Consider the following 18,384-nt stretch of genomic DNA (forward strand, 5'->3'; position numbering starts at 1 on the left):
CTCATTGACGGCATCGCCGCCGCCGGATACCTTGCCTCATCAGACCGAACAGGAGAGGCCGCCATGCTGGCGTTACGTCAGGTACACCATATCGCGATCATTGGCGCGGACTACGCCGCCAGTAAGCATTTTTACTGCGACATTCTCGGATTTACCCTGCTGAGCGAAGTCTACCGCGAGGAGCGCGGCTCCTGGAAAGCCGATCTGGCGCTCAACGGGCAATACACTATCGAGCTGTTTTCTTTCCCTTCGCCGCCGGCTCGCGTCAGCCGCCCGGAGGCCTGCGGCCTGCGCCATCTGGCGTTCAGCGTTGACGACATTGACCTGGCCATCGCCCATCTGCAGGCGGCCGGCGTCGCCTGCGAACCGGTACGCGTCGATCCTTATACCCAATCTCGTTTTACCTTTTTCAGCGATCCCGATGGTTTACCGTTAGAATTATACGAGAGTTAACGGCTTAATCGCCTCCCGGCGGCCACAGCCGGGGACGGTTATGCTATGATCGCGCCCTTGCCCTACATGCCTACAGAGTTATTTCCGCCATGCAAGAGCCTGCTTTTCGCGTCGGGGAGTGGCTGGTTACCCCTGCCGACAACACCATCAGCCGCGACGGACGCCAAAAAACGCTGGAACCGCGCCTGATCGATATGCTGTGCTATTTCGCCCGGCATCCCGACGTGGTGCTGAGCCGTGACGAGCTGATCGACAACGTCTGGAAGCGCAATATCGTCACCAACCATGTGGTGACCCAATGTATTTCAGAGCTGCGCAAATACCTGAAAGACGGCGACAGCGACAGCCCGGAATACATTATCACCGTGCCCAAGCGCGGGTATAAGCTGGCGACGTCGGTGATCTGGTGTGAAGAAGGGGAGACGCAACCCGCTCCCGCACAGGCGCCGCAGATCGCGGTGATCATGCATGAGCCGGAAGACGGCAGCGAGGAAGACGAGACGCCGTACGTACCGCCGCGCCGGGCAAGCGCACCGCCTGCTGCGCCCGGCGAAAAGAAGCCGCGTTTTTATCGCCGCTCGACCTTCTGGGTGTGGCTGGCGTTTCTGGCGGCGCTCAGCGTCTGCGTGGCGTTTGTCGGCATCGCCACGCTGTCGCAGCGCGTGCCGGTATCCACCATGCCGGTGCTGCTCAACCCGCGCGATATCGATATTCGCATCCAGGGCGGCGAGAGCTGCAGCAACTGGATGCCGCAGCTCTCTTATGTGGTGGGCGTCAGCGAGCTGATCACCGATTCGCTGAACACCTACTCGACCTTCCTGGTACACGACCAGACCAACTACAACTATTCCGGCCCCAGCAACTCGGGCAAGTCGCTGTATATCGAGTTCGTCAATCAGCGCCACTACCGCGCCCAGCAGTGTTTCCTGTCCGTGCGGCTGGTGGATAACGCCGACAGCTCAGTCATGCTGGACAAGCGTTACTTTATTACCGCCGATAACCAGCTGAAGATCCAGACCGACTTCCTCTCCAGCCTGTCCGCTGCGCTGAAGCAGCCCTGGCCGCCACAGCTGGAGCAGCGCCTGGCGCAGCTGCTGCCCGACAACGGGCCGTTGCTGCAGCGTTTCTACCAGGCGCACCAGTTGCTGATCCACGGCGACGCCGATTCGTTGACCCGCGCCAGCGCCCAGCTGAGCGAGCTGATTAAAAGCGCGCCGAACTTCCATTACCTGCTGGCCGAAAAGGCGCTGGTGGATCTGCTGCGTAATTCTTATCAACCGTTCGACAGCCAGGCCCTGGCGCAATTGCGCGCCGATATCAACCATCTGGCGACGATCCCCGAATTGAAAAACACGCCAATCATGCAGCAAGTTCTGGCGGTAGATGCATTGACGCAGGGGCGCATTGACGAGGCGCACCGGGCGATCGATCTGGGGATTGAATTGCAAATGTCGTGGCTGAATTATGTGCTGCTGGGCAAGGTGTATGAAATGCAGGGGCAGAACCATTTGGCGGCGGATTCTTATATTACCGCATTCAATCTTCGCCCCGGCGAAGACACATTGCATTGGATCACCAATGGCGTATTCCAAACGTCATTGACCAACGTGGTGCCTTATTTAAATAACTATCAGCACCAATAATTAACTGATATAACGCCGCCATTATTCTCCGGGAATCATGGCGGCGTTATCTATTGGTGAAGGCATGTTGCGTGAATGTATTATTTTGCTGCGCGATATTATTTATTTTCTGCCGTTTGTTATGCGCCATTAACCTTGTCATATTGTTGTTTTTAAATGATGTTTATCTTTTCTTTAGCTTACCTTTTTATCTTGATGTGTTAATGAAAAACCTCAGGTTATCATTTGTATGATCATGAGCGTAATCTCACTTTATCTTTAGGACTTTATTCCCTCCGATGGTTAGCATCCTGACTATCAAGCCGGCTCATTAAAATCTTTTATTTATGGGTGTGGCTTATAAGAAACGTAAATCAGGAGAAACTGACCATGGCTTCACCCAAGAAAATAGGGCTTATTGCCTGCACCGGCGTCGTCGCCGGTAATATGATGGGGAGCGGGATTGCCTTATTGCCCGCCAACCTGGCGAGTCTCGGATCTATCGCCATCTGGGGATGGGTGATCTCGATTATCGGGGCGATGTCGCTGGCCTATGTGTATGCCCGCCTCGCCACCAAAAACCCGCAGCAGGGCGGCCCTATCGCCTACGCGGGTGAAATTTCCCCGGCCTTCGGTTTCCAGACCGGCGTGCTTTATTACCATGCCAACTGGATCGGTAACCTGGCCATCGGCATTACCGCCGTTTCTTATCTCTCCACCTTCTTCCCGGCGCTGAACAACCCGGTACCTGCCGGCATCGCCTGTATCGCTATCGTGTGGATCTTCACCTTCGTCAACATGCTGGGCGGAACCTGGGTCAGTCGTTTGACCACCCTGGGCCTGGTGCTGGTGCTGATCCCGGTGATCGTGACTGCCACCGTCGGCTGGCACTGGTTTGACGCCGCCACCTATCAGGCTAACTGGAATACCTCCGGCACCACCGACAGCCATGCGGTCATCAAAAGTATCCTGCTGTGCCTGTGGGCGTTTATCGGCGTGGAATCCGCGGCGGTCAGCACCGGCATGGTGAAAAACCCGAAACGCACCGTGCCGCTGGCAACCATGCTCGGCACCGGCTTGGCTGGCATTATCTACATCGCTGCCACCCAGGTGATCAGCGGTATGTTCCCGGCGTCTGAAATGGCCGCCAGCGGCGCGCCGTTCGCCATCAGCGCCTCGGCGATTATGGGCAACTGGGCCGCACCGATGGTTTCCGCCTTCACCGCCTTCGCCTGCCTGACGTCACTGGGTTCGTGGATGATGCTGGTTGGCCAGGCCGGGGTCCGTGCCGCCAACGACGGCAACTTCCCGAAAGTGTACGGCGAGCTGGATAAAAACGGTATTCCGAAGAAAGGCCTGCTGCTGGCCGGTTGCAAAATGACCGCGCTGATGGTGCTGATCACCCTGATGAGCTCCGCCGGCGGCAAAGCGTCCGACCTGTTCGGCGAGCTGACCGGCATCGCGGTGCTGCTGACCATGCTGCCTTACTTCTACTCCTGCGTAGACCTGATCCGCTTCGAAGGGGTCAACGTGCGCAACCTGCTGAGCCTGATCGCTTCGGTGTGCGGCTGCGGCTTCTGCTTCATCGCGCTGATGGGCGCCAACTCATTCGAACTGTCCGGCACCTTTATCATCAGCCTGATTATCCTGATGTTCTACGCCCGGAAAATGAATACCCGCCAGGCTGCCAACGCAGCGGCGGTTGATGAAAACACCACGGCCAAAGCGCACTGATTCGCGTCCGCTGACCGACTGAATTTACCCAGCCCCTTTCTTTCCGACCTGTCAGCCGCGACGGGAAGGGGCTTGCTTTGCCAGGAGAAATGCATATGAACGTTATCGCCATCATGAATCACATGGGTGTCTACTTCAAAGAAGAGCCTATCCGTGAACTGCATCAGGCGCTGGAAAGTCTGGATTTCCGCATCGTTTACCCTAACGATCGCGAAGACCTGCTGAAACTGATCGAGAACAACGCCCGTCTGTGCGGGGTGATCTTCGACTGGGACAAATACAACCTGGAGCTGTGCGAAGAGATCAGCCAGCTGAACGAGTACATGCCGCTGTACGCGTTCGCCAACACCTATTCGACGCTGGACGTCAGCCTGAACGATCTGCGCATGCAGGTGCGCTTCTTCGAATATGCGCTCGGCGCGGCAACCGACATCGCCGCCAAGATCAAACAGAATACCGACGAGTATATCGACACCATCCTGCCGCCGTTGACCAAGGCGCTGTTCAAATACGTGCGCGAAGGCAAATACACCTTCTGTACGCCGGGCCACATGGGCGGTACCGCGTTCCAGAAAAGTCCGGTGGGCAGTATCTTCTACGATTTCTTTGGCCCGAACACCATGAAGTCGGATATCTCGATTTCGGTGTCCGAACTGGGATCGTTGCTGGATCACTCCGGCCCGCACAAAGAGGCGGAAGAGTACATTTCCCGCGTATTCAACGCCGAACGCAGCTACATGGTCACCAATGGCACCTCCACCGCCAACAAGATCGTCGGCATGTATTCGGCTCCGGCGGGCAGCACGGTGCTGATTGACCGTAACTGCCACAAGTCGCTGACTCACCTGATGATGATGAGTGACATCACGCCGATCTACTTCCGCCCGACCCGCAACGCCTACGGCATCCTCGGCGGTATTCCGCAGAGCGAGTTCCAGCGCGCCACCATCGCCAAACGCGTGAAGGAGACCCCGAACGCCACCTGGCCGGTGCACGCGGTGATCACCAACTCCACCTATGACGGCTTGCTGTACAACACCGACTTTATCAAGAACACCCTGGACGTGAAATCTATCCACTTCGATTCCGCCTGGGTGCCTTACACCAACTTCCACCCGATCTATAAAGGCAAGTGCGGCATGAGCGGCGGCCGCGTGGAGGGCAAGGTGATCTATGAAACCCAGTCCACCCACAAACTGCTGGCGGCCTTCTCGCAGGCTTCGATGATTCACGTGAAGGGCGACATCAACGAAGAGACCTTCAACGAAGCCTACATGATGCACACCACCACCTCGCCGCACTACGGCATCGTGGCGTCGACCGAAACCGCTGCGGCGATGATGAAAGGCAACGCCGGCAAGCGCCTGATCAACGGCTCTATCGAGCGCGCGATCAAGTTCCGCAAAGAGATCAAACGCCTGAAAGTCGAATCCGACGGCTGGTTCTTCGACGTCTGGCAGCCGGAGCATATCGATGAGCCGGAATGCTGGCCGCTGCGTTCCGACAGTGCCTGGCACGGCTTCAAGAACATCGATAACGAACACATGTATCTCGACCCGATCAAGGTCACCATTCTGACGCCGGGGATGAGCAAGGAAGGCGAGATGCAGCCGTTCGGTATCCCGGCCAGCATCGTGGCGAAATACCTCGACGAACGCGGCATCATCGTCGAGAAAACCGGGCCGTACAACCTGCTGTTCCTGTTCAGCATCGGCATCGACAAAACCAAGGCGCTCAGCCTGCTGCGCGCGATGACCGACTTCAAACGCTCGTTCGATCTGAACCTGCGGGTGAAAAACATGCTGCCTTCGCTGTATCAGGAAGCGCCTGATTTCTATGAAAACATGCGCATTCAGGATCTGGCGCAGAACATTCACCGCCTGGTGGAGCAACACAACCTGCCGGACCTGATGTATCGCGCGTTCGAAGTGCTGCCAACCATGGTGATGAACCCGTACCAGGCGTTCCAGAAAGAGCTGCACGGCGAAGTGGAAGAAGTCTATCTGGAAGAGATGGTCGGCAAGGTCAACGCCAATATGATCCTCCCATACCCACCGGGCGTGCCGCTGGTGATGCCGGGCGAAATGCTGACCGAGGAGAGCCGGCCGGTGCTGGAGTTCCTGCAGATGCTGTGCGAAATCGGCGCGCATTATCCGGGCTTTGAAACCGACATTCACGGCGCCTATCGTCAGGCCGACGGACGTTATCGGGTGAAAGTGCTGAAGGCGAAATAACCGCAGCCAATAACAGGGGAGGCGCTCGCGCTTCCCCTTTGTCGTTCACCGACTGATGGGAGACCTCCATGAAAACACCCTCACAGCCGCGCGCAATCTACTATGTCGTAGCCATACAAATTTGGGAATATTTCAGCTTTTACGGCATGCGTGCGTTACTGATTCTCTATCTGACCCACCAACTCGGCTATACCGACAGCCACGCCATCGATCTCTACAGCGCTTACGCTTCGTTAGTTTACGTCACTCCTATTTTGGGCGGCTGGCTCGCCGACCGCCTGCTGGGCAATCGCGTCGCGGTGATTGCCGGCGCGGCGCTGATGACGCTGGGGCATATCGTGCTCGGCCTGAGTGCGGTCTCCGCCCAGTCGCTCTATCTGGCGCTGGCCATCATCATCTGCGGCTATGGCCTGTTCAAATCCAATATCAGCTGCCTGCTGGGCGAGCTGTATCCGGCGCAGGACTCGCGCCGCGAAGGGGGCTTCTCGCTGCTGTACGCCGCCGGCAACGTCGGTTCCATTTTGGCGCCGATCGCCTGCGGGTTGGCGGCCGAGCGCTATGGCTGGCACGTCGGCTTTGCGTTGGCCGGGATCGGCATGTTCGCCGGCCTGGCGATCTTCCTGCTCGGCGGGCGCCACTTCCGCCATACCCGCGGCGTGAATGCACCGCTGATGCGCGCCAAAAGCCTGGGTTTGCCGCACTGGGGTTGGCTGTTGGCGGCGCTGCTGGCATCGCCGCTGTTCTTCACGCTGCTGTTTGTGCACGACTGGGCCGGCTATTTGCTCGGGCTGGTATGCGTGGCGGCGGTGGTGCTGGTGGCGCGCATTATGCTGCGTGCGGACGCCGGCCAGCGCCGGGGGCTGTGGCAGATCGTTGTGCTGATGCTGCTGGGCACGTTGTTCTGGGCTTTCGCCCAGCAGGGCGGCAGCTCCATCAGCCTGTTTATCGATCACTTCGTCGATCGGCGCTGGTTCGGCTGGACGGTGCCGACCGCGCTGTTCCAGTCGGTTAACGCCTGTGCGGTGATGCTGGGCGGCGTGGCGCTGGCATGGCTGGCGAGCGGCGACGGTACGGGCGATCGCACGCTGCGCATCTGGTGCAAGTTCGCCTTCGGTCTGCTGTTGATCGGCGTCGGCTTTACGCTGATGGCGCTCAATACGCGGCTGCACGGGCCGGGATCGATGGGGCTGATGATCGCCGGCCTGGCGGTGATGGGCTTCGCCGAACTGTTTATCGATCCGGTGGCGATGGCGCAGATCACCCGGCTGAATATCCCCGGCGCCACCGGCGTGCTGACCGGTATCTATATGCTGGCGACCGGCTCGATCGCCAACTACTTGGCGGGCATTATTGCCAATCAGACCGCCGAGGATCACATCGAGGGTGCGGCGATGCAGGCGTATGGCCGCATTTTCGCTCAGATCGGCTGGGGAGCGGCCGGATGCGCGCTGGCGGTGATCGCGGTGCTGGGCGGCTGGTGGTTGCTGGCGCGGCGCCAGGCCCGGACGGTTAATGCTTGATTGATGACGGTAGGCGGGGTTAACGTGCAGCTATGTAGAAGTGACAAAGCCTACCGATGAATACTGATCAATTAACGACGCGGGTGGCAGACCAGTTGGGCGCGCAGCAGCGGCTGCTGGTGGCGTTCAGCGGCGGCCTGGATTCCAGCGTACTGCTGCATGTGCTGGCGGCCTTGCGCCGCCAGCGTCCGGCGCTGCAGCTGCGTGCGCTGCACGTGCATCACGGCCTGAGCGCCTTTGCCGACCGCTGGGTTGAGCATTGCCGCAGCCGCTGTGCCGACTGGCAGATCCCGCTGACGGTGACGCACGTGCAGGTGGACGCCCGCCAGGGCGGTATCGAAGCGGCGGCGCGTGCGGCGCGCTATACCGCCTTCAGCGCCGCGCTGACGGAGGGCGAAGCACTGCTCACCGCTCAACACCTCGACGATCAAAGCGAAACCTTCCTGTTGGCGCTCAAGCGCGGCAGCGGGCCGGCGGGGCTGTCGGCGATGGCGGCACGCGCGGCGTTGGGGGAGCACTTGCTGTTGCGGCCGCTGTTGGGCTGTTCGCGTCAGACGCTGGAAAGCTACGCGCAACGCCACGCCTTAACCTGGATCGATGACGACAGCAATCAGGACACGCGCTTCGATCGCAATTTCCTGCGGCTGCAGGTGCTGCCGCAGCTCAATCAACGCTGGCCGCACTTCGCCTCGGCGGTGGCGCGCAGCGCCGGCCTGTGCGCCGAGCAGGAGCAACTGCTGGACGAACTGCTGGCGGAACCGCTGCAAAACCTGTTGGCGGCGGATCGCTCATTGGCGATTGACGGCCTGACAGACTGTTCGCCGGTGCGGCGCTTCGCCTTGCTGCGGCGCTGGATCGCATTGTTTAACGTCACTATGCCGGCGCGTGAGCAGCTGCAACGCCTGTGGGAAGAGGTGGCGCTCAGCCGGGAGGATGCCGAACCGCAGCTGCAGCTCGGCGCCTATCAGATTCGCCGTTTCCGCGGCCGGTTGCACCTGTTGCCGCCGCTGGCGGCGCTGCGCGATGTGCATCTGCCCTGGCAGCCTGACCAGCCGCTGACGTTGCCGGACGGGCTGGGGCAGTTGATTCCCGGTGAGGGCGAGCTGGTGCTGCGCGCACCGCAGCCATCGCAACAGGTCAGCGTTCGGTTCGGCGGCGTGCAGGGCACGGTGCGCATCGTGGGGCGCGCCCATTCGCGGCCGATAAAAAAACTGTGGCAGGAGCTGGGTATTCCGCCCTGGCAGCGTGAACGCATCCCGTTGATTTATTATGATGAGCAGCTGATTGCCGCGCTGGGCATATTCGTCTGTGAAGCGGGGCAGGTGCCGGAAGGCGAACGCCCGTGGCGGCTGCGCTGGGAAAGAAATCATAATAGCGAGGAGCAATGATGAAGTTTGTGGGGATCACGCTGTTGGCCACCGGCCTGTTCAGCCTGCCGGCGTTGGCGGCGGGGGATGCGGCCGCCGGCCAGGCGAAAGCCGCCGCCTGCGCGGCGTGCCACGGCGCGCAGGGCAAGGTGACGGTGCCGATGTACCCGAATCTGGCCGGGCAGAACGCCATGTACCTGCAGCACGCGCTGCAGGCGTATAAGAAAGGGGAGCGCAACGGCGGCCAGGCTGAGGTGATGAAGGCCTATGTGTCGGGGCTGTCGGATGACGATATCGCCGATCTGGCGGCCTTTTACGCCAGCCTGAAGCCTTAAATGACGAGGGCAGCCGTTGGGCTGCCCTGTTGGGATGGGGTTACCGCTGCTCAGTCCGACAGACTGACGACCACGGTACCGATTTCCGGATGACTGAAACTGCTGATATGGTCAAGGCGCAGGTCGCGCTGTTGGCCGTTCTGTTCGATGGTCAGATACTCAACGCGTTTCTTTTGCAGCAGGTCGATCGCCTTGGCCTCGATCACTTCTCCGTCGCGTAACTCCAGCTTCAGAATAAGTTTATGCTGACAGGCGAGTTCCAGGTTGTCGTAGTCATCGCAATTGATGGGTTGGTACTCATCATTCATCAACATAGTCGCTCACCAATAAGTTAGCGGCGGCAAAGGCCGCCTGTTCCCTAACGGAGGACGGTAGCGCGTCGTTCGCTGCGACATCGTCCAATGCCTTTAACGCACAAGCCAGCGCATCAGGCACGTAGCCAAGATCTCCACTGCCAATCTCGGCGTAAGTACGGCGTACTAACTCACAGTATTGTTGCACAGTTTCCTCCCTTAAGAACCTCTGCATCATCAAGACCGCTCTCGCGATGAGGCGCAGGCTCTCGGAGTTTTATCCTATCCTAGACGACTATAGCACAGCTGTTATGGAGTTATCAGCACCCCGGCACGCCTTTCGCACTGCCGCGGCCTGGCCGCGCTGGCGGGGTTTGGCCCTGATCAAGTACACTGTCGCCGGATAATAACGAGGTCACCCATGGCGCTGAAAGCAACCATTTATAAAGCCGCGGTCAATATTGCTGATATGGATCGTCACTTCTACCACGACGCCACGCTGACGCTGGCGCAACACCCGTCCGAAAACGAGCAGCGCATGATGCTGCGCTTGCTGGCCTGGATCTGCCATGCGGACGAACGGCTGGTGTTCACCAAAGGGCTGAGCGCCGACGACGAGCCGGAGATCTGGCAGCGCAACGACCACAATGGGCTGGAAATGTGGATCGAGATGGGATTGCCCGACGAAAAACGCATTCGCAAGGCCTGCAACCAGTCGCCGCGCGTGGTGCTGTACGCTTACGGCGAGCGCGCCGCGCACGTATGGTGGCAGGGAATACAGGGCAAGGTGGCCGGCCACAAGAACCTGAGCGTGCGTTTTCTCGACGACGAACAGCTGGCGCGCCTGACGGCATTGGCCAGTCGCACCATGACGCTGCAGGCGACGTTGCAAGAGGGAACTATTTGGCTGTCCGATGCTCAGAATAGTCTGGAAATCCAGTTTGCCGAGTGGCAGCAGGCACAGGTGTGACCGGTGCTGGAACTGTCAAGAAACGTAGCCATACCGGATAATGAGCTGGAATTGACGGCGATCCGCGCGCAGGGCGCGGGCGGCCAGCACGTGAACAAAACCTCAACGGCGATCCATTTGCGCTTTGACATCCGGGCATCCAGCCTGCCAGAGTATTATAAGGAAAGGCTGCTGGCGCTGAATCATCATCTCATTACCGCTGATGGCGTGGTGATTATCAAGGCGCAAGAGTATCGCAGTCAGGAATTGAATCGCGAAGCGGCGTTGGCCAGGCTGGCCGCGCTGATTCGGCAGGCGATGGTGGTGGAAAAAACGCGCAAGGCGACCAAGCCCACGAAAGGGGCCAAACTGCGTCGCCTGGAAGGCAAGGCGCGTAAAGGCGCCACCAAAGCGCTGCGTGGCAAGGTTCGCACTTAGGAATACATGAACACAGTAGGAGAATAACTGTGAAGAAAATTACGGTAGCCCTGTTCCTCGCGGCAGGCGCACTCTCGTTGTTGGGATGCAACAATCATTATCAGCCGAAGGAACAACCGCTGCAGGCGATGCCGCAGAGTTATCAAGGGCTGTTGCCTTGCGCCGATTGCGGCGGTCTGGATACGGCTCTGTTCCTGGATGAGGACGGCACCTTCGTGCTGCAGGAAACCTATCGCGACACCAAAGACGGCGATCAGACCTTTGCCGATTACGGTAAATGGGCGCGCACGGCGGATAAACTGGTGCTGACCGACAGCAACGGCGAAAAACGCTACTTCCGCCCGGTGGGCAAGAGCCTGGAAATGCTGGATCGCAGCGGCGTGCCGATCGAGTCCAAGCTGAATTACCGCCTGGATCCGGTTGAGAAGCCGTTGCCTAAAACGCCGATGACGTTGAAAGGCAGCTACACCTATATGGCGGACGCGGCCGTCTTCAAGGACTGCGCGACCGGCAAAACCTTCCCGGTGGACAACAACATCGCGCTGGAGCAAGGTTACGCCAAAGCATACAAGACCGCCGGTGAGCCGGTATTCCTGACGTTCAGTGCGCACTTCAGCGTGCAGCCGTCGATGGAGGAAGGTCTGACCGAAAAGGCGCTGGTGCCGGACGGTAAAATCGCGTTCGACCGCAGCAAGAACTGCAGCAGCAAATAAGCAATTTCGGATATAAAAAAACCCGCCTGAGCGGGTTTTTTATTTTCTGACGTTCGTCGCTTAGCGTTTGATCTGGCCCAGCAGGAAATCAACGATTTCGCCGGTTTTGATCATTTGCTTCTCGCCGACGCGGCGGTTCTTGTACTCGATCTCTTCGTTGTCGAGGTTGCGGTCACCGATAACGATAGAGTGCGGCACGCCGATCAGCTCCATATCCGCGAACATCACGCCCGGACGCTCTTTGCGGTCATCGAGGATCACGTCGATGCCGTGGGAGCGCAGGGTGTTGTACAGCTCTTCGGCCAGCGCCTGCACGCGGAACGACTTGTGCATGTTCATCGGCAGGATCGCTACCTGGAACGGCGCGATGGCGTCCGGCCAGATGATGCCGCGTTCGTCATGGTTCTGCTCGATGGCGGCGGCCACGACGCGCGTAACCCCGATGCCGTAGCAACCCATGGTCAGCACCTGGTTGCGGCCGTCTTCGCCCTGCACGGTCGCTTTCATCGCTTCCGAGTACTTGGTGCCGAGCTGGAAGATATGGCCCACTTCGATGCCGCGTTTGATCAGCAGCGTGCCCTGACCGTCCGGGCTGGCGTCGCCTTCCACCACGTTACGGATATCGGCCACCTGTGGCAGCGGCAAATCGCGCTCCCAGTTGATGCCGAAGTAGTGTTTGCCGTCAACGTTGGCACCGGCGCCAAAGTCGCTCATCGCCGCTACGCTGCGGTCAGCAACCACCGGCATCGGCAGGTTGACCGGGCCGAGTGAACCCGGGCCGGCGCCGACGATGGCGCGAATTTCTTCTTCGGTGGCGAAGGTCAGCGGCGCGGCAACCTGCGCCAGCTTCTCGGCCTTGATTTCGTTCAGCTCGTGATCGCCGCGCACCAGCAGGGCAACCAGCTTGTGGCCGCTCTCTTCGGTGGCGCGCACCATCAGCGTCTTCACGGTTTTTTCCACCGGCAGCTGGAACTGCTCGACCAGCTCAACGATGGTTTTGGCGTTTGGCGTATCCACCAGGCGCAATTCTTCGCCGGCCGCCGCGCGTGGAGCCGCCGGCGCGACCGCTTCCGCCAGCTCGATGTTGGCGGCGAAGTCGGAACCGGTGGAGAATACGATATCGTCTTCACCGCTGTCTGCCAGCACCTGGAATTCGTGCGAGGCGCTGCCGCCGATCGAGCCGGTATCGGCCTGCACCGGGCGGAAATCCAGGCCCATGCGGCTGAAGATTTTGCTGTACGCTTCGTACATCGCGTCGTAAGTCTCCTGCAGAGACTCCTGTGAGGTATGGAAGGAGTAGGCATCCTTCATCAGGAACTCACGGGAACGCATCACGCCGAAACGCGGGCGCACTTCATCGCGGAACTTGGTCTGGATCTGGAAGAAGTTCAGCGGCAGCTGTTTGTACGAGCTGATCTCGTTGCGGATCAGATCGGTGATCACTTCTTCGTGCGTCGGGCCCAGCACGAACGGACGGTCGCCGCGGTCGACAAAGCGCAGCAGCTCGGGGCCGTATTGCTCCCAACGGCCGCTTTCCTGCCACAGGTCGGCAGGCTGAACCACCGGCATAGACACTTCGATCGCATTAGCATTGTTCATTTCTTCGCGAACGATGTTTTCAACCTTTTTCAGAACGCGCAGGCCGGTCGGCAGCCAGGTGTAAAGACCGGAGGCCAGCTTGCGGATCATCCCGGCGCGCAGCATCAGCTGGTGGCTGATCACTTCGGCGTCGGCAGGTGTCTCCTTCAGAGTGGAGAGCAGATATTGGCTAGTACGCATGGTGTTTTGGTTCCGTTAGAACTGCAAATTGCATCGGGCTGCCAGAGTGGCGGCCAAAAGTGACAAAAGTGGTTTAGTTTACCAGCGCGAGCGGGTCGCCAAAAGAGAGGCGGCGGAATTTTAACGCGGGTCGAGCGCCAACACTTCGGTATGACCGTCCACGACGCGCCAGCGCACGTTGAAATCCAGCAGCCAGACGGCGTAATCCCGTTCGACGTCCTCTCCTTTACGATAGGCGGGACGGGGGTCTTGTGCCAGCACCTGGCTGATAAAACGCCTTAATTGCGGGTAACGCGCCTGATGTTGCTGCAGCTGCTGCTCGGCCTGCGGCGCGAAGCGCACCGGCATGTCGCTGGCGGGCGCGGCCTGGGCAAAGCCGGCGCGGGCCTGCGGCTGGCTCTCGGCGAACGGCAGATAAGGCTTGATGTCCACCACCGGGGTGCCGTCGACCAGATCGAGGCTGCCCAGCTCCAGCACCACGTCGCCGTTTTTTACCCGCACGCCTTTCAGTTCGATCAGGGACATGCCGAGCGGGTTGGGGCGGAAGGTGGAGCGGGTGGCGAACACGCCCATGCGGGCATTGCCGCCTAAACGCGGCGGGCGCACCGTCGGCCGCCAGCCGCCTTCCAGGGTTTGATGGAAAATGAACATCACCCACAGATGGCTGAAATCGCTGAGGCCGCGTACCGCCTCCGCCTGGTTGTAGGGCGGCAGCAGCAGCAGTTCGCCGCCACCGTCTTCGACCAGCCCCGGCTGGCGGGGAACGGCGAATTTTTCTTTATACGGCGAGCGGATCACGCCGATCTGCTCGAAAACGAATTCGGTCATTTGGACGAGACGTTAAGCGCCGAGCCCTGGCAGACGGCCTGCTGGTAACAACCGGCGACGCCGCTGACAATCTGGCAGTCGTGCAGCAGCACGGCGTTGGCCTTCATGTAAGACGCGCGGATTTGCATGCGTTTGCGGGCGGTGGCCAGATTCGGTGGGGAGTCTTGTACGGTGGTTTGGCACGATTCGCCGGACACTTCACCCAGATCGCGGAACGGTTTACCCACGAGCTCTTCTGCACTTTTGTACAGTTTTACCGGAGCAGGGCGGGCGGCCGGCGTGGTCTTGGCCGGGCTGGTGGTGGTCGGCTTGCTGGTGCTGTTTGTTGAGGACGGCGCGATACGTTGCGATGAACATCCGGCCAGCGCGAGCGCTAACAAACAGAGAGGTAAAACACGCATTGAGATTCCTCTGCCTTAATGAAAGTGGCGCTATTGAAGCAATCTATGGCGGAAATAACAAGACGGGCCTTGGCCCGTCTTGCAATTATAGGAATAAAATTGGCGAATAAGCGCTTACCAGCCTTTCACCGCACCACCGTTGAAGATTTTGTTGGCGGCGGCGTCGACTTCGTCAGACTGATAGGCCTGCACGAATTTCTTCACGTTTTCCGCATCTTTGTTATCTTCGCGCGTAACCAGCAGGTTGACGTAAGGCGAGTCTTTGTCTTCCACGAACAGACCGTCTTTCGCCGGCGTCAGGCCGATCTGGCTGGCGTAAGTGGTGTTGATTACCGCTAGCGCGATCTGCTGATCGTCCAGGGAACGTGGCAGCTGAGGCGCTTCCAGCTCAACCAGCTTCAGGTTTTTCGGGTTCTCGGTCACGTCCAGCACGGTCGGCAGCAGACCAACGCCGTCTTTCAGTTTGATCAGGCCGACTTTCTGCAGCAGCAGCAGCGAACGGCCCAGGTTGGTCGGATCGTTAGGCAGTGCGATCTGAGAGCCGTCTTTCAGCTCGTCCAGCGATTTGATTTTCTTGGAGTAACCGGCAATCGGGTAAACAAAGGTGCTGCCGACCGGCACCAGCTTGTAACCGCGATCTTTGATTTGCTGATCCAGGTATGGCTTGTGCTGGAAGGCGTTCAGATCGATATCGCCTTTGCTCAGCGCTTCGTTAGGCAACACGTAGTCGTTGAAGGTCACCAGCTCAACGTCCAGACCGTATTTCTCTTTCGCCACTTTCTGAGCGACTTCAGCTACTTGCTGCTCAGCGCCGACGATCACACCGACCTTGATGTGGTTTGGATTCTTTTCATCCTGGCCACAGCCCGCCAGAGCCAGAGTACCGATCAGTGCGCCAATTGCCGCGATGGATTTAAATTTTAACGACATATCCCTTCCTCATTAGACTCGCATTAACATGCTGTGAAACTATTTATGGGTAACGGCTTTGACGATGCGATCGCCGCAGAACTGGATCAGATAAACCAAAACTACCAGTAATACTAATACGGTATTCATCACTGTGGCGTTATAACCGATATAACCGTATTGGTAACCGATTTGGCCCAGACCACCGGCGCCGACCGCGCCGCCCATGGCGGAGTAGCCCACCAGGGTGATCAGCGTGATGGTTGCGGCGTTGACCAGGCCCGGCAGGGCTTCCGGCAGCAACACTTTCTTGATGATCTGCATCGGCGTGGCACCCATGGCGCGCGCCGCTTCCACCAGACCGGACGGGATCTCCAGCAGGGCGTTTTCCACCATGCGCGCGATGAACGGTGCGGCGCCCACGGTCAACGGCACGATGGCCGCCTGCAGACCGATAGAGGTGCCGACGATCATGCGGGTAAACGGAATCATCCAAACCAGCAGGATAATGAACGGGATGGAACGGAAGATGTTCACCAGCCCGGACAGGATTTTATACAGCGAGTTGTTGGCGATGATCTGCCCCGGGCGGGTGACATACAGCAGCACGCCGACCGGCAGGCCGAGCACGAAACCGAAGAAGCCGGAGACAAAGGTCATCATGACGGTTTCCCACACGCCACGCGCCATCAACCACATCATTGCCTCAGACATAACCCAGAACCTCTACTTTTACCTGATTTTCTTGCAGGAACTTAATCGTCGCCAGCGCGTCTTCGTCGCTGCCGTGCAGCTCCGCCAGCATCACGCCGAATTTCACGCCGCCGGCATAATCCATCTGGGCGCTGATAATGTTGTTGTTCACGTTGAAGCGGCGAGCGGCTTCAGACAGCAGCGGCGCATCGACCGACTGGCCGGTGAATTCCAGGCGCAGCAGCGGCTGGCGGTCGCCCTGACGTTCCGGCGACAGGCGCGCGGCGTAGTCGTCCGGGATATCCAGATGCAGCGTGGACTGAATGAACTGTTGGGCCAGCGGGGTTTTCGGGTGTGAGAACACTTCGCTGACGCTGTCTTTTTCGATCAGTTGCCCCTGGCTGATGACCGCGACCTGGTCGCAGATGCGTTTCACCACGTCCATTTCGTGGGTGATGAGCAGAATGGTCAGGCCCAGACGGCGGTTGATGTCTTTCAGCAGTTCCAGGATGGAACGGGTGGTGGCCGGATCCAACGCGCTGGTGGCTTCGTCGCACAGCAGCACTTTGGGATTGCTGGCCAGCGCACGGGCGATCGCCACGCGCTGTTTCTGGCCGCCGGACAGGTTGGCCGGGTAGGCGTCGTGCTTGTCCGCCAGGCCGACCAGCTCCAGCAGTTCGGTCACGCGCTTTTTGATCTCGGCGCGCGGCGTATTGTCCAGCTCCAGCGGCAGCGCCACGTTGCCGAACACCGTGCGGGAAGAGAGCAGGTTGAAGTGCTGGAAGATCATGCCGATTTGGCGACGGGCGCGCGTCAGTTCGCTTTCAGACAGCGAAGTCAGATCCTGACCATCGACCAGAACCTGGCCGGACGTTGGGCGCTCCAGCATGTTAGCGCAGCGGATCAGCGTGCTTTTGCCGGCACCGGAAGACCCGATAACGCCATAGATTTGCCCGGCAGGGACGTGAAGGGTCACGTCAGAGAGCGCGGTAATAGTGCGCGAACCCTGCTGGAACACTTTAGTGATGTTAGAAAGTTTAATCATATTCTTCTTATTTTAGCGTGGTTGCCCGTGGCTAGATAAAAGTAAACCTCGGCGTGGAACCAAGGTATGGATCAGATGTTAAGGCGTCTAGACGTCCAAGTCAACGGCCAACGACGTTCTCCGGCGTTCTCAGTGCGGGGTAAAACATGCGATACTGTCAGCGTATACAGGCCCTCAGGAGCAAAGCGGTGACACAAAGCGTTCCAGCAATTTTTCTCGATCGTGACGGTACGATTAACGTTGACCATGGCTATGTCCATGAAATCGACAACTTCCACTTTATTGACGGCGTGATTGACGCCTGTCGCGAACTCAAAAAGATGGGCTTCGCGTTGGTGATGGTGACCAACCAGTCCGGCATTGCGCGCGGCAAGTTCAGCGAAGACCAATTTATGTACCTGACCGAGTGGATGGACTGGTCGCTGGCCGATCGCGACGTCGACTTCGACGGCATCTATTTCTGCCCGCATCATCCGGAGGCAGTAATAGAAGAGTATCGTCAGGTGTGTGACTGCCGCAAACCGCAGCCGGGCATGCTGCTGCAAGCGCAGCAGGAATTGAACATCGATATGGCCGCTTCTTATATGGTGGGCGATAAACCGGAAGATATGCAGGCGGCGATCGCGGCCGGCGTTGGCACTAAGGTGCTGGTGCGTACCGGTAAGCCGGTAACCGAGCAAGGCGAAAAGCTGGCCGATTGGGTGCTAAATAGCCTGGCGGACCTGCCGGCAGCCATCAAAAAGCGGGTTTAATAGGCGTTACGAATGAATAGTGAGCGGTCAGATAAAAAATGCAGATTATCGCTTGTCATTCTGAACCGGCTCCCTATAATGCGCCTCCATCGACACGGAACATGTGAACAACTTCACAGAGTATCCGGGGGTCGCAGAGAAAAAATCCTGAAAATTAGGGTTGACTCTGAAAGAGGAAAGCGTAATATACGCCACCTCGAGTTAGCAAGCGAAAGCGCCTAACTCACTGCTCTTTAACAATTTATCAGACAATCTGTGTGGGCACTCCACAAGACGATATCCAGCATCTTCGGATGCAAAAAAATATCAAGTCTTGAAG

General features: G+C 58.8%; 19 protein-coding genes. 11 read left to right on the forward strand and 8 right to left on the reverse strand.

Annotated features, from left to right (window positions below; translation table 11 throughout):
• Positions 1-63 precede the first annotated feature (63 nt).
• The 7 genes from ACUXAC_RS21550 to ACUXAC_RS21580 all read left to right on the forward strand — a co-directional run bounded on the left by ACUXAC_RS21550 (position 64) and on the right by ACUXAC_RS21580 (position 9,265).
• A complete protein-coding gene (locus ACUXAC_RS21550; protein ID WP_060441362.1) occupies positions 64-453 on the forward strand; it encodes a VOC family protein in 390 nt (129 codons plus the stop codon).
• A gap of 89 nt (positions 454-542) precedes the next feature.
• Positions 543-2,096, forward strand: coding sequence for a lysine decarboxylation/transport transcriptional activator CadC (gene cadC / locus ACUXAC_RS21555; RefSeq protein WP_225529527.1), 1,554 nt, complete (start codon positions 543-545; stop codon positions 2,094-2,096).
• Between the two features lie 369 nt (positions 2,097-2,465).
• Positions 2,466-3,809 carry a cadaverine/lysine antiporter gene (cadB, locus tag ACUXAC_RS21560; RefSeq protein WP_033649814.1) on the forward strand — a complete coding sequence of 448 codons (1,344 nt, stop codon included), beginning with the start codon at positions 2,466-2,468 and terminating at the stop codon, positions 3,807-3,809.
• Between the two features lie 95 nt (positions 3,810-3,904).
• Complete coding sequence (gene cadA / locus ACUXAC_RS21565; RefSeq protein WP_033649815.1) at positions 3,905-6,043, forward strand: lysine decarboxylase CadA; 2,139 nt, start codon at positions 3,905-3,907, stop codon at positions 6,041-6,043.
• Between the two features lie 68 nt (positions 6,044-6,111).
• Positions 6,112-7,563: a dipeptide permease DtpD gene (gene dtpD, locus ACUXAC_RS21570; RefSeq protein WP_033649816.1), complete on the forward strand. Its 1,452-nt coding sequence runs from the start codon at positions 6,112-6,114 to the stop codon at positions 7,561-7,563.
• 56 nt (positions 7,564-7,619) lie between these two features.
• Entirely contained in the window at positions 7,620-8,951 is a 1,332-nt protein-coding gene (gene tilS / locus ACUXAC_RS21575; protein ID WP_454266873.1) for a tRNA lysidine(34) synthetase TilS, read from the forward strand.
• Entirely contained in the window at positions 8,951-9,265 is a 315-nt protein-coding gene (locus ACUXAC_RS21580) for a c-type cytochrome (protein WP_033649818.1), read from the forward strand. Before tilS ends, ACUXAC_RS21580 begins: the two co-directional genes overlap by 1 nt.
• Positions 9,266-9,315: 50 nt before the next feature.
• Here the strand turns inward: ACUXAC_RS21580 and rof are convergent, their stop codons facing one another.
• Together rof and ACUXAC_RS21590 are read right to left on the reverse strand one after the other, a co-directional pair.
• Complete coding sequence (gene rof / locus ACUXAC_RS21585; protein ID WP_004931991.1) at positions 9,316-9,579, reverse strand: Rho-binding antiterminator; 264 nt, start codon at positions 9,577-9,579, stop codon at positions 9,316-9,318.
• Positions 9,566-9,766, reverse strand: coding sequence for a YaeP family protein (locus tag ACUXAC_RS21590; protein ID WP_004931993.1), 201 nt, complete (start codon positions 9,764-9,766; stop codon positions 9,566-9,568). Before ACUXAC_RS21590 ends, rof begins: the two co-directional genes overlap by 14 nt.
• Positions 9,767-9,979: 213 nt before the next feature.
• On the opposite strand from ACUXAC_RS21590, the gene ACUXAC_RS21595 reads away from it, so the two are divergent.
• The 3 genes from ACUXAC_RS21595 to nlpE are packed head-to-tail and all read left to right on the forward strand — an operon-like array spanning position 9,980 to position 11,658.
• The gene (locus tag ACUXAC_RS21595; RefSeq protein WP_454266874.1) at positions 9,980-10,528 is read left to right on the forward strand and encodes a YaeQ family protein; all 549 of its coding nucleotides are present in this window, start codon (positions 9,980-9,982) and stop codon (positions 10,526-10,528) included.
• Between the two features lie 3 nt (positions 10,529-10,531).
• The gene (gene arfB / locus ACUXAC_RS21600; RefSeq protein WP_028127523.1) at positions 10,532-10,945 is read left to right on the forward strand and encodes an alternative ribosome rescue aminoacyl-tRNA hydrolase ArfB; all 414 of its coding nucleotides are present in this window, start codon (positions 10,532-10,534) and stop codon (positions 10,943-10,945) included.
• Between the two features lie 29 nt (positions 10,946-10,974).
• On the forward strand, positions 10,975-11,658 hold the full coding sequence (gene nlpE, locus ACUXAC_RS21605; protein ID WP_197768387.1) for an envelope stress response activation lipoprotein NlpE: 684 nt from the start codon (positions 10,975-10,977) through the stop codon (positions 11,656-11,658).
• Positions 11,659-11,718: 60 nt separating this feature from the next.
• On the opposite strand, the gene proS is transcribed toward nlpE, so the two are convergent.
• The 6 genes from proS to metN form a co-directional block, all read right to left on the reverse strand.
• On the reverse strand, positions 11,719-13,437 hold the full coding sequence (proS, locus tag ACUXAC_RS21610; RefSeq protein ID WP_041036458.1) for a proline--tRNA ligase: 1,719 nt from the start codon (positions 13,435-13,437) through the stop codon (positions 11,719-11,721).
• Between the two features lie 120 nt (positions 13,438-13,557).
• Positions 13,558-14,265 (reverse strand): tRNA (N6-threonylcarbamoyladenosine(37)-N6)-methyltransferase TrmO, encoded by a 708-nt coding sequence (gene tsaA / locus ACUXAC_RS21615; protein WP_454266875.1) that lies wholly within the window; start codon positions 14,263-14,265, stop codon positions 13,558-13,560.
• Complete coding sequence (rcsF, locus tag ACUXAC_RS21620; RefSeq protein WP_033649823.1) at positions 14,262-14,666, reverse strand: Rcs stress response system protein RcsF; 405 nt, start codon at positions 14,664-14,666, stop codon at positions 14,262-14,264. Before rcsF ends, tsaA begins: the two co-directional genes overlap by 4 nt.
• Before the next feature lie 114 nt (positions 14,667-14,780).
• A complete protein-coding gene (locus ACUXAC_RS21625; RefSeq protein WP_454266876.1) occupies positions 14,781-15,596 on the reverse strand; it encodes a MetQ/NlpA family lipoprotein in 816 nt (271 codons plus the stop codon).
• Positions 15,597-15,635: 39 nt separating this feature from the next.
• On the reverse strand, positions 15,636-16,289 hold the full coding sequence (locus ACUXAC_RS21630) for a methionine ABC transporter permease MetI (protein ID WP_004932010.1): 654 nt from the start codon (positions 16,287-16,289) through the stop codon (positions 15,636-15,638).
• Entirely contained in the window at positions 16,282-17,313 is a 1,032-nt protein-coding gene (gene metN / locus ACUXAC_RS21635; protein ID WP_004932012.1) for a methionine ABC transporter ATP-binding protein MetN, read from the reverse strand. The genes ACUXAC_RS21630 and metN overlap by 8 nt, the downstream gene beginning before the upstream one ends.
• Positions 17,314-17,501: 188 nt before the next feature.
• On the opposite strand from metN, the gene gmhB reads away from it, so the two are divergent.
• Positions 17,502-18,065: a D-glycero-beta-D-manno-heptose 1,7-bisphosphate 7-phosphatase gene (gene gmhB, locus ACUXAC_RS21640; protein WP_043139951.1), complete on the forward strand. Its 564-nt coding sequence runs from the start codon at positions 17,502-17,504 to the stop codon at positions 18,063-18,065.
• Positions 18,066-18,384 lie beyond the last annotated feature (319 nt).

This window comes from Serratia sp. 121840015-1 (genome assembly GCF_053627655.1).

Coding starts and splice junctions, on each gene's coding strand:
- ACUXAC_RS21550 (WP_060441362.1), top strand. CDS start 64: ATGCTGGCGTTACGTCAGGTACACCATATCGCGATCATTGGCGCGGAC.
- cadC (WP_225529527.1), top strand. CDS start 543: ATGCAAGAGCCTGCTTTTCGCGTCGGGGAGTGGCTGGTTACCCCTGCC.
- cadB (WP_033649814.1), top strand. CDS start 2,466: ATGGCTTCACCCAAGAAAATAGGGCTTATTGCCTGCACCGGCGTCGTC.
- cadA (WP_033649815.1), top strand. CDS start 3,905: ATGAACGTTATCGCCATCATGAATCACATGGGTGTCTACTTCAAAGAA.
- dtpD (WP_033649816.1), top strand. CDS start 6,112: ATGAAAACACCCTCACAGCCGCGCGCAATCTACTATGTCGTAGCCATA.
- tilS (WP_454266873.1), top strand. CDS start 7,620: ATGAATACTGATCAATTAACGACGCGGGTGGCAGACCAGTTGGGCGCG.
- ACUXAC_RS21580 (WP_033649818.1), top strand. CDS start 8,951: ATGAAGTTTGTGGGGATCACGCTGTTGGCCACCGGCCTGTTCAGCCTG.
- rof (WP_004931991.1), bottom strand. CDS start 9,579: ATGTTGATGAATGATGAGTACCAACCCATCAATTGCGATGACTACGAC.
- ACUXAC_RS21595 (WP_454266874.1), top strand. CDS start 9,980: ATGGCGCTGAAAGCAACCATTTATAAAGCCGCGGTCAATATTGCTGAT.
- proS (WP_041036458.1), bottom strand. CDS start 13,437: ATGCGTACTAGCCAATATCTGCTCTCCACTCTGAAGGAGACACCTGCC.
- tsaA (WP_454266875.1), bottom strand. CDS start 14,265: ATGACCGAATTCGTTTTCGAGCAGATCGGCGTGATCCGCTCGCCGTAT.
- rcsF (WP_033649823.1), bottom strand. CDS start 14,666: ATGCGTGTTTTACCTCTCTGTTTGTTAGCGCTCGCGCTGGCCGGATGT.
- ACUXAC_RS21625 (WP_454266876.1), bottom strand. CDS start 15,596: ATGTCGTTAAAATTTAAATCCATCGCGGCAATTGGCGCACTGATCGGT.
- ACUXAC_RS21630 (WP_004932010.1), bottom strand. CDS start 16,289: ATGTCTGAGGCAATGATGTGGTTGATGGCGCGTGGCGTGTGGGAAACC.
- metN (WP_004932012.1), bottom strand. CDS start 17,313: ATGATTAAACTTTCTAACATCACTAAAGTGTTCCAGCAGGGTTCGCGC.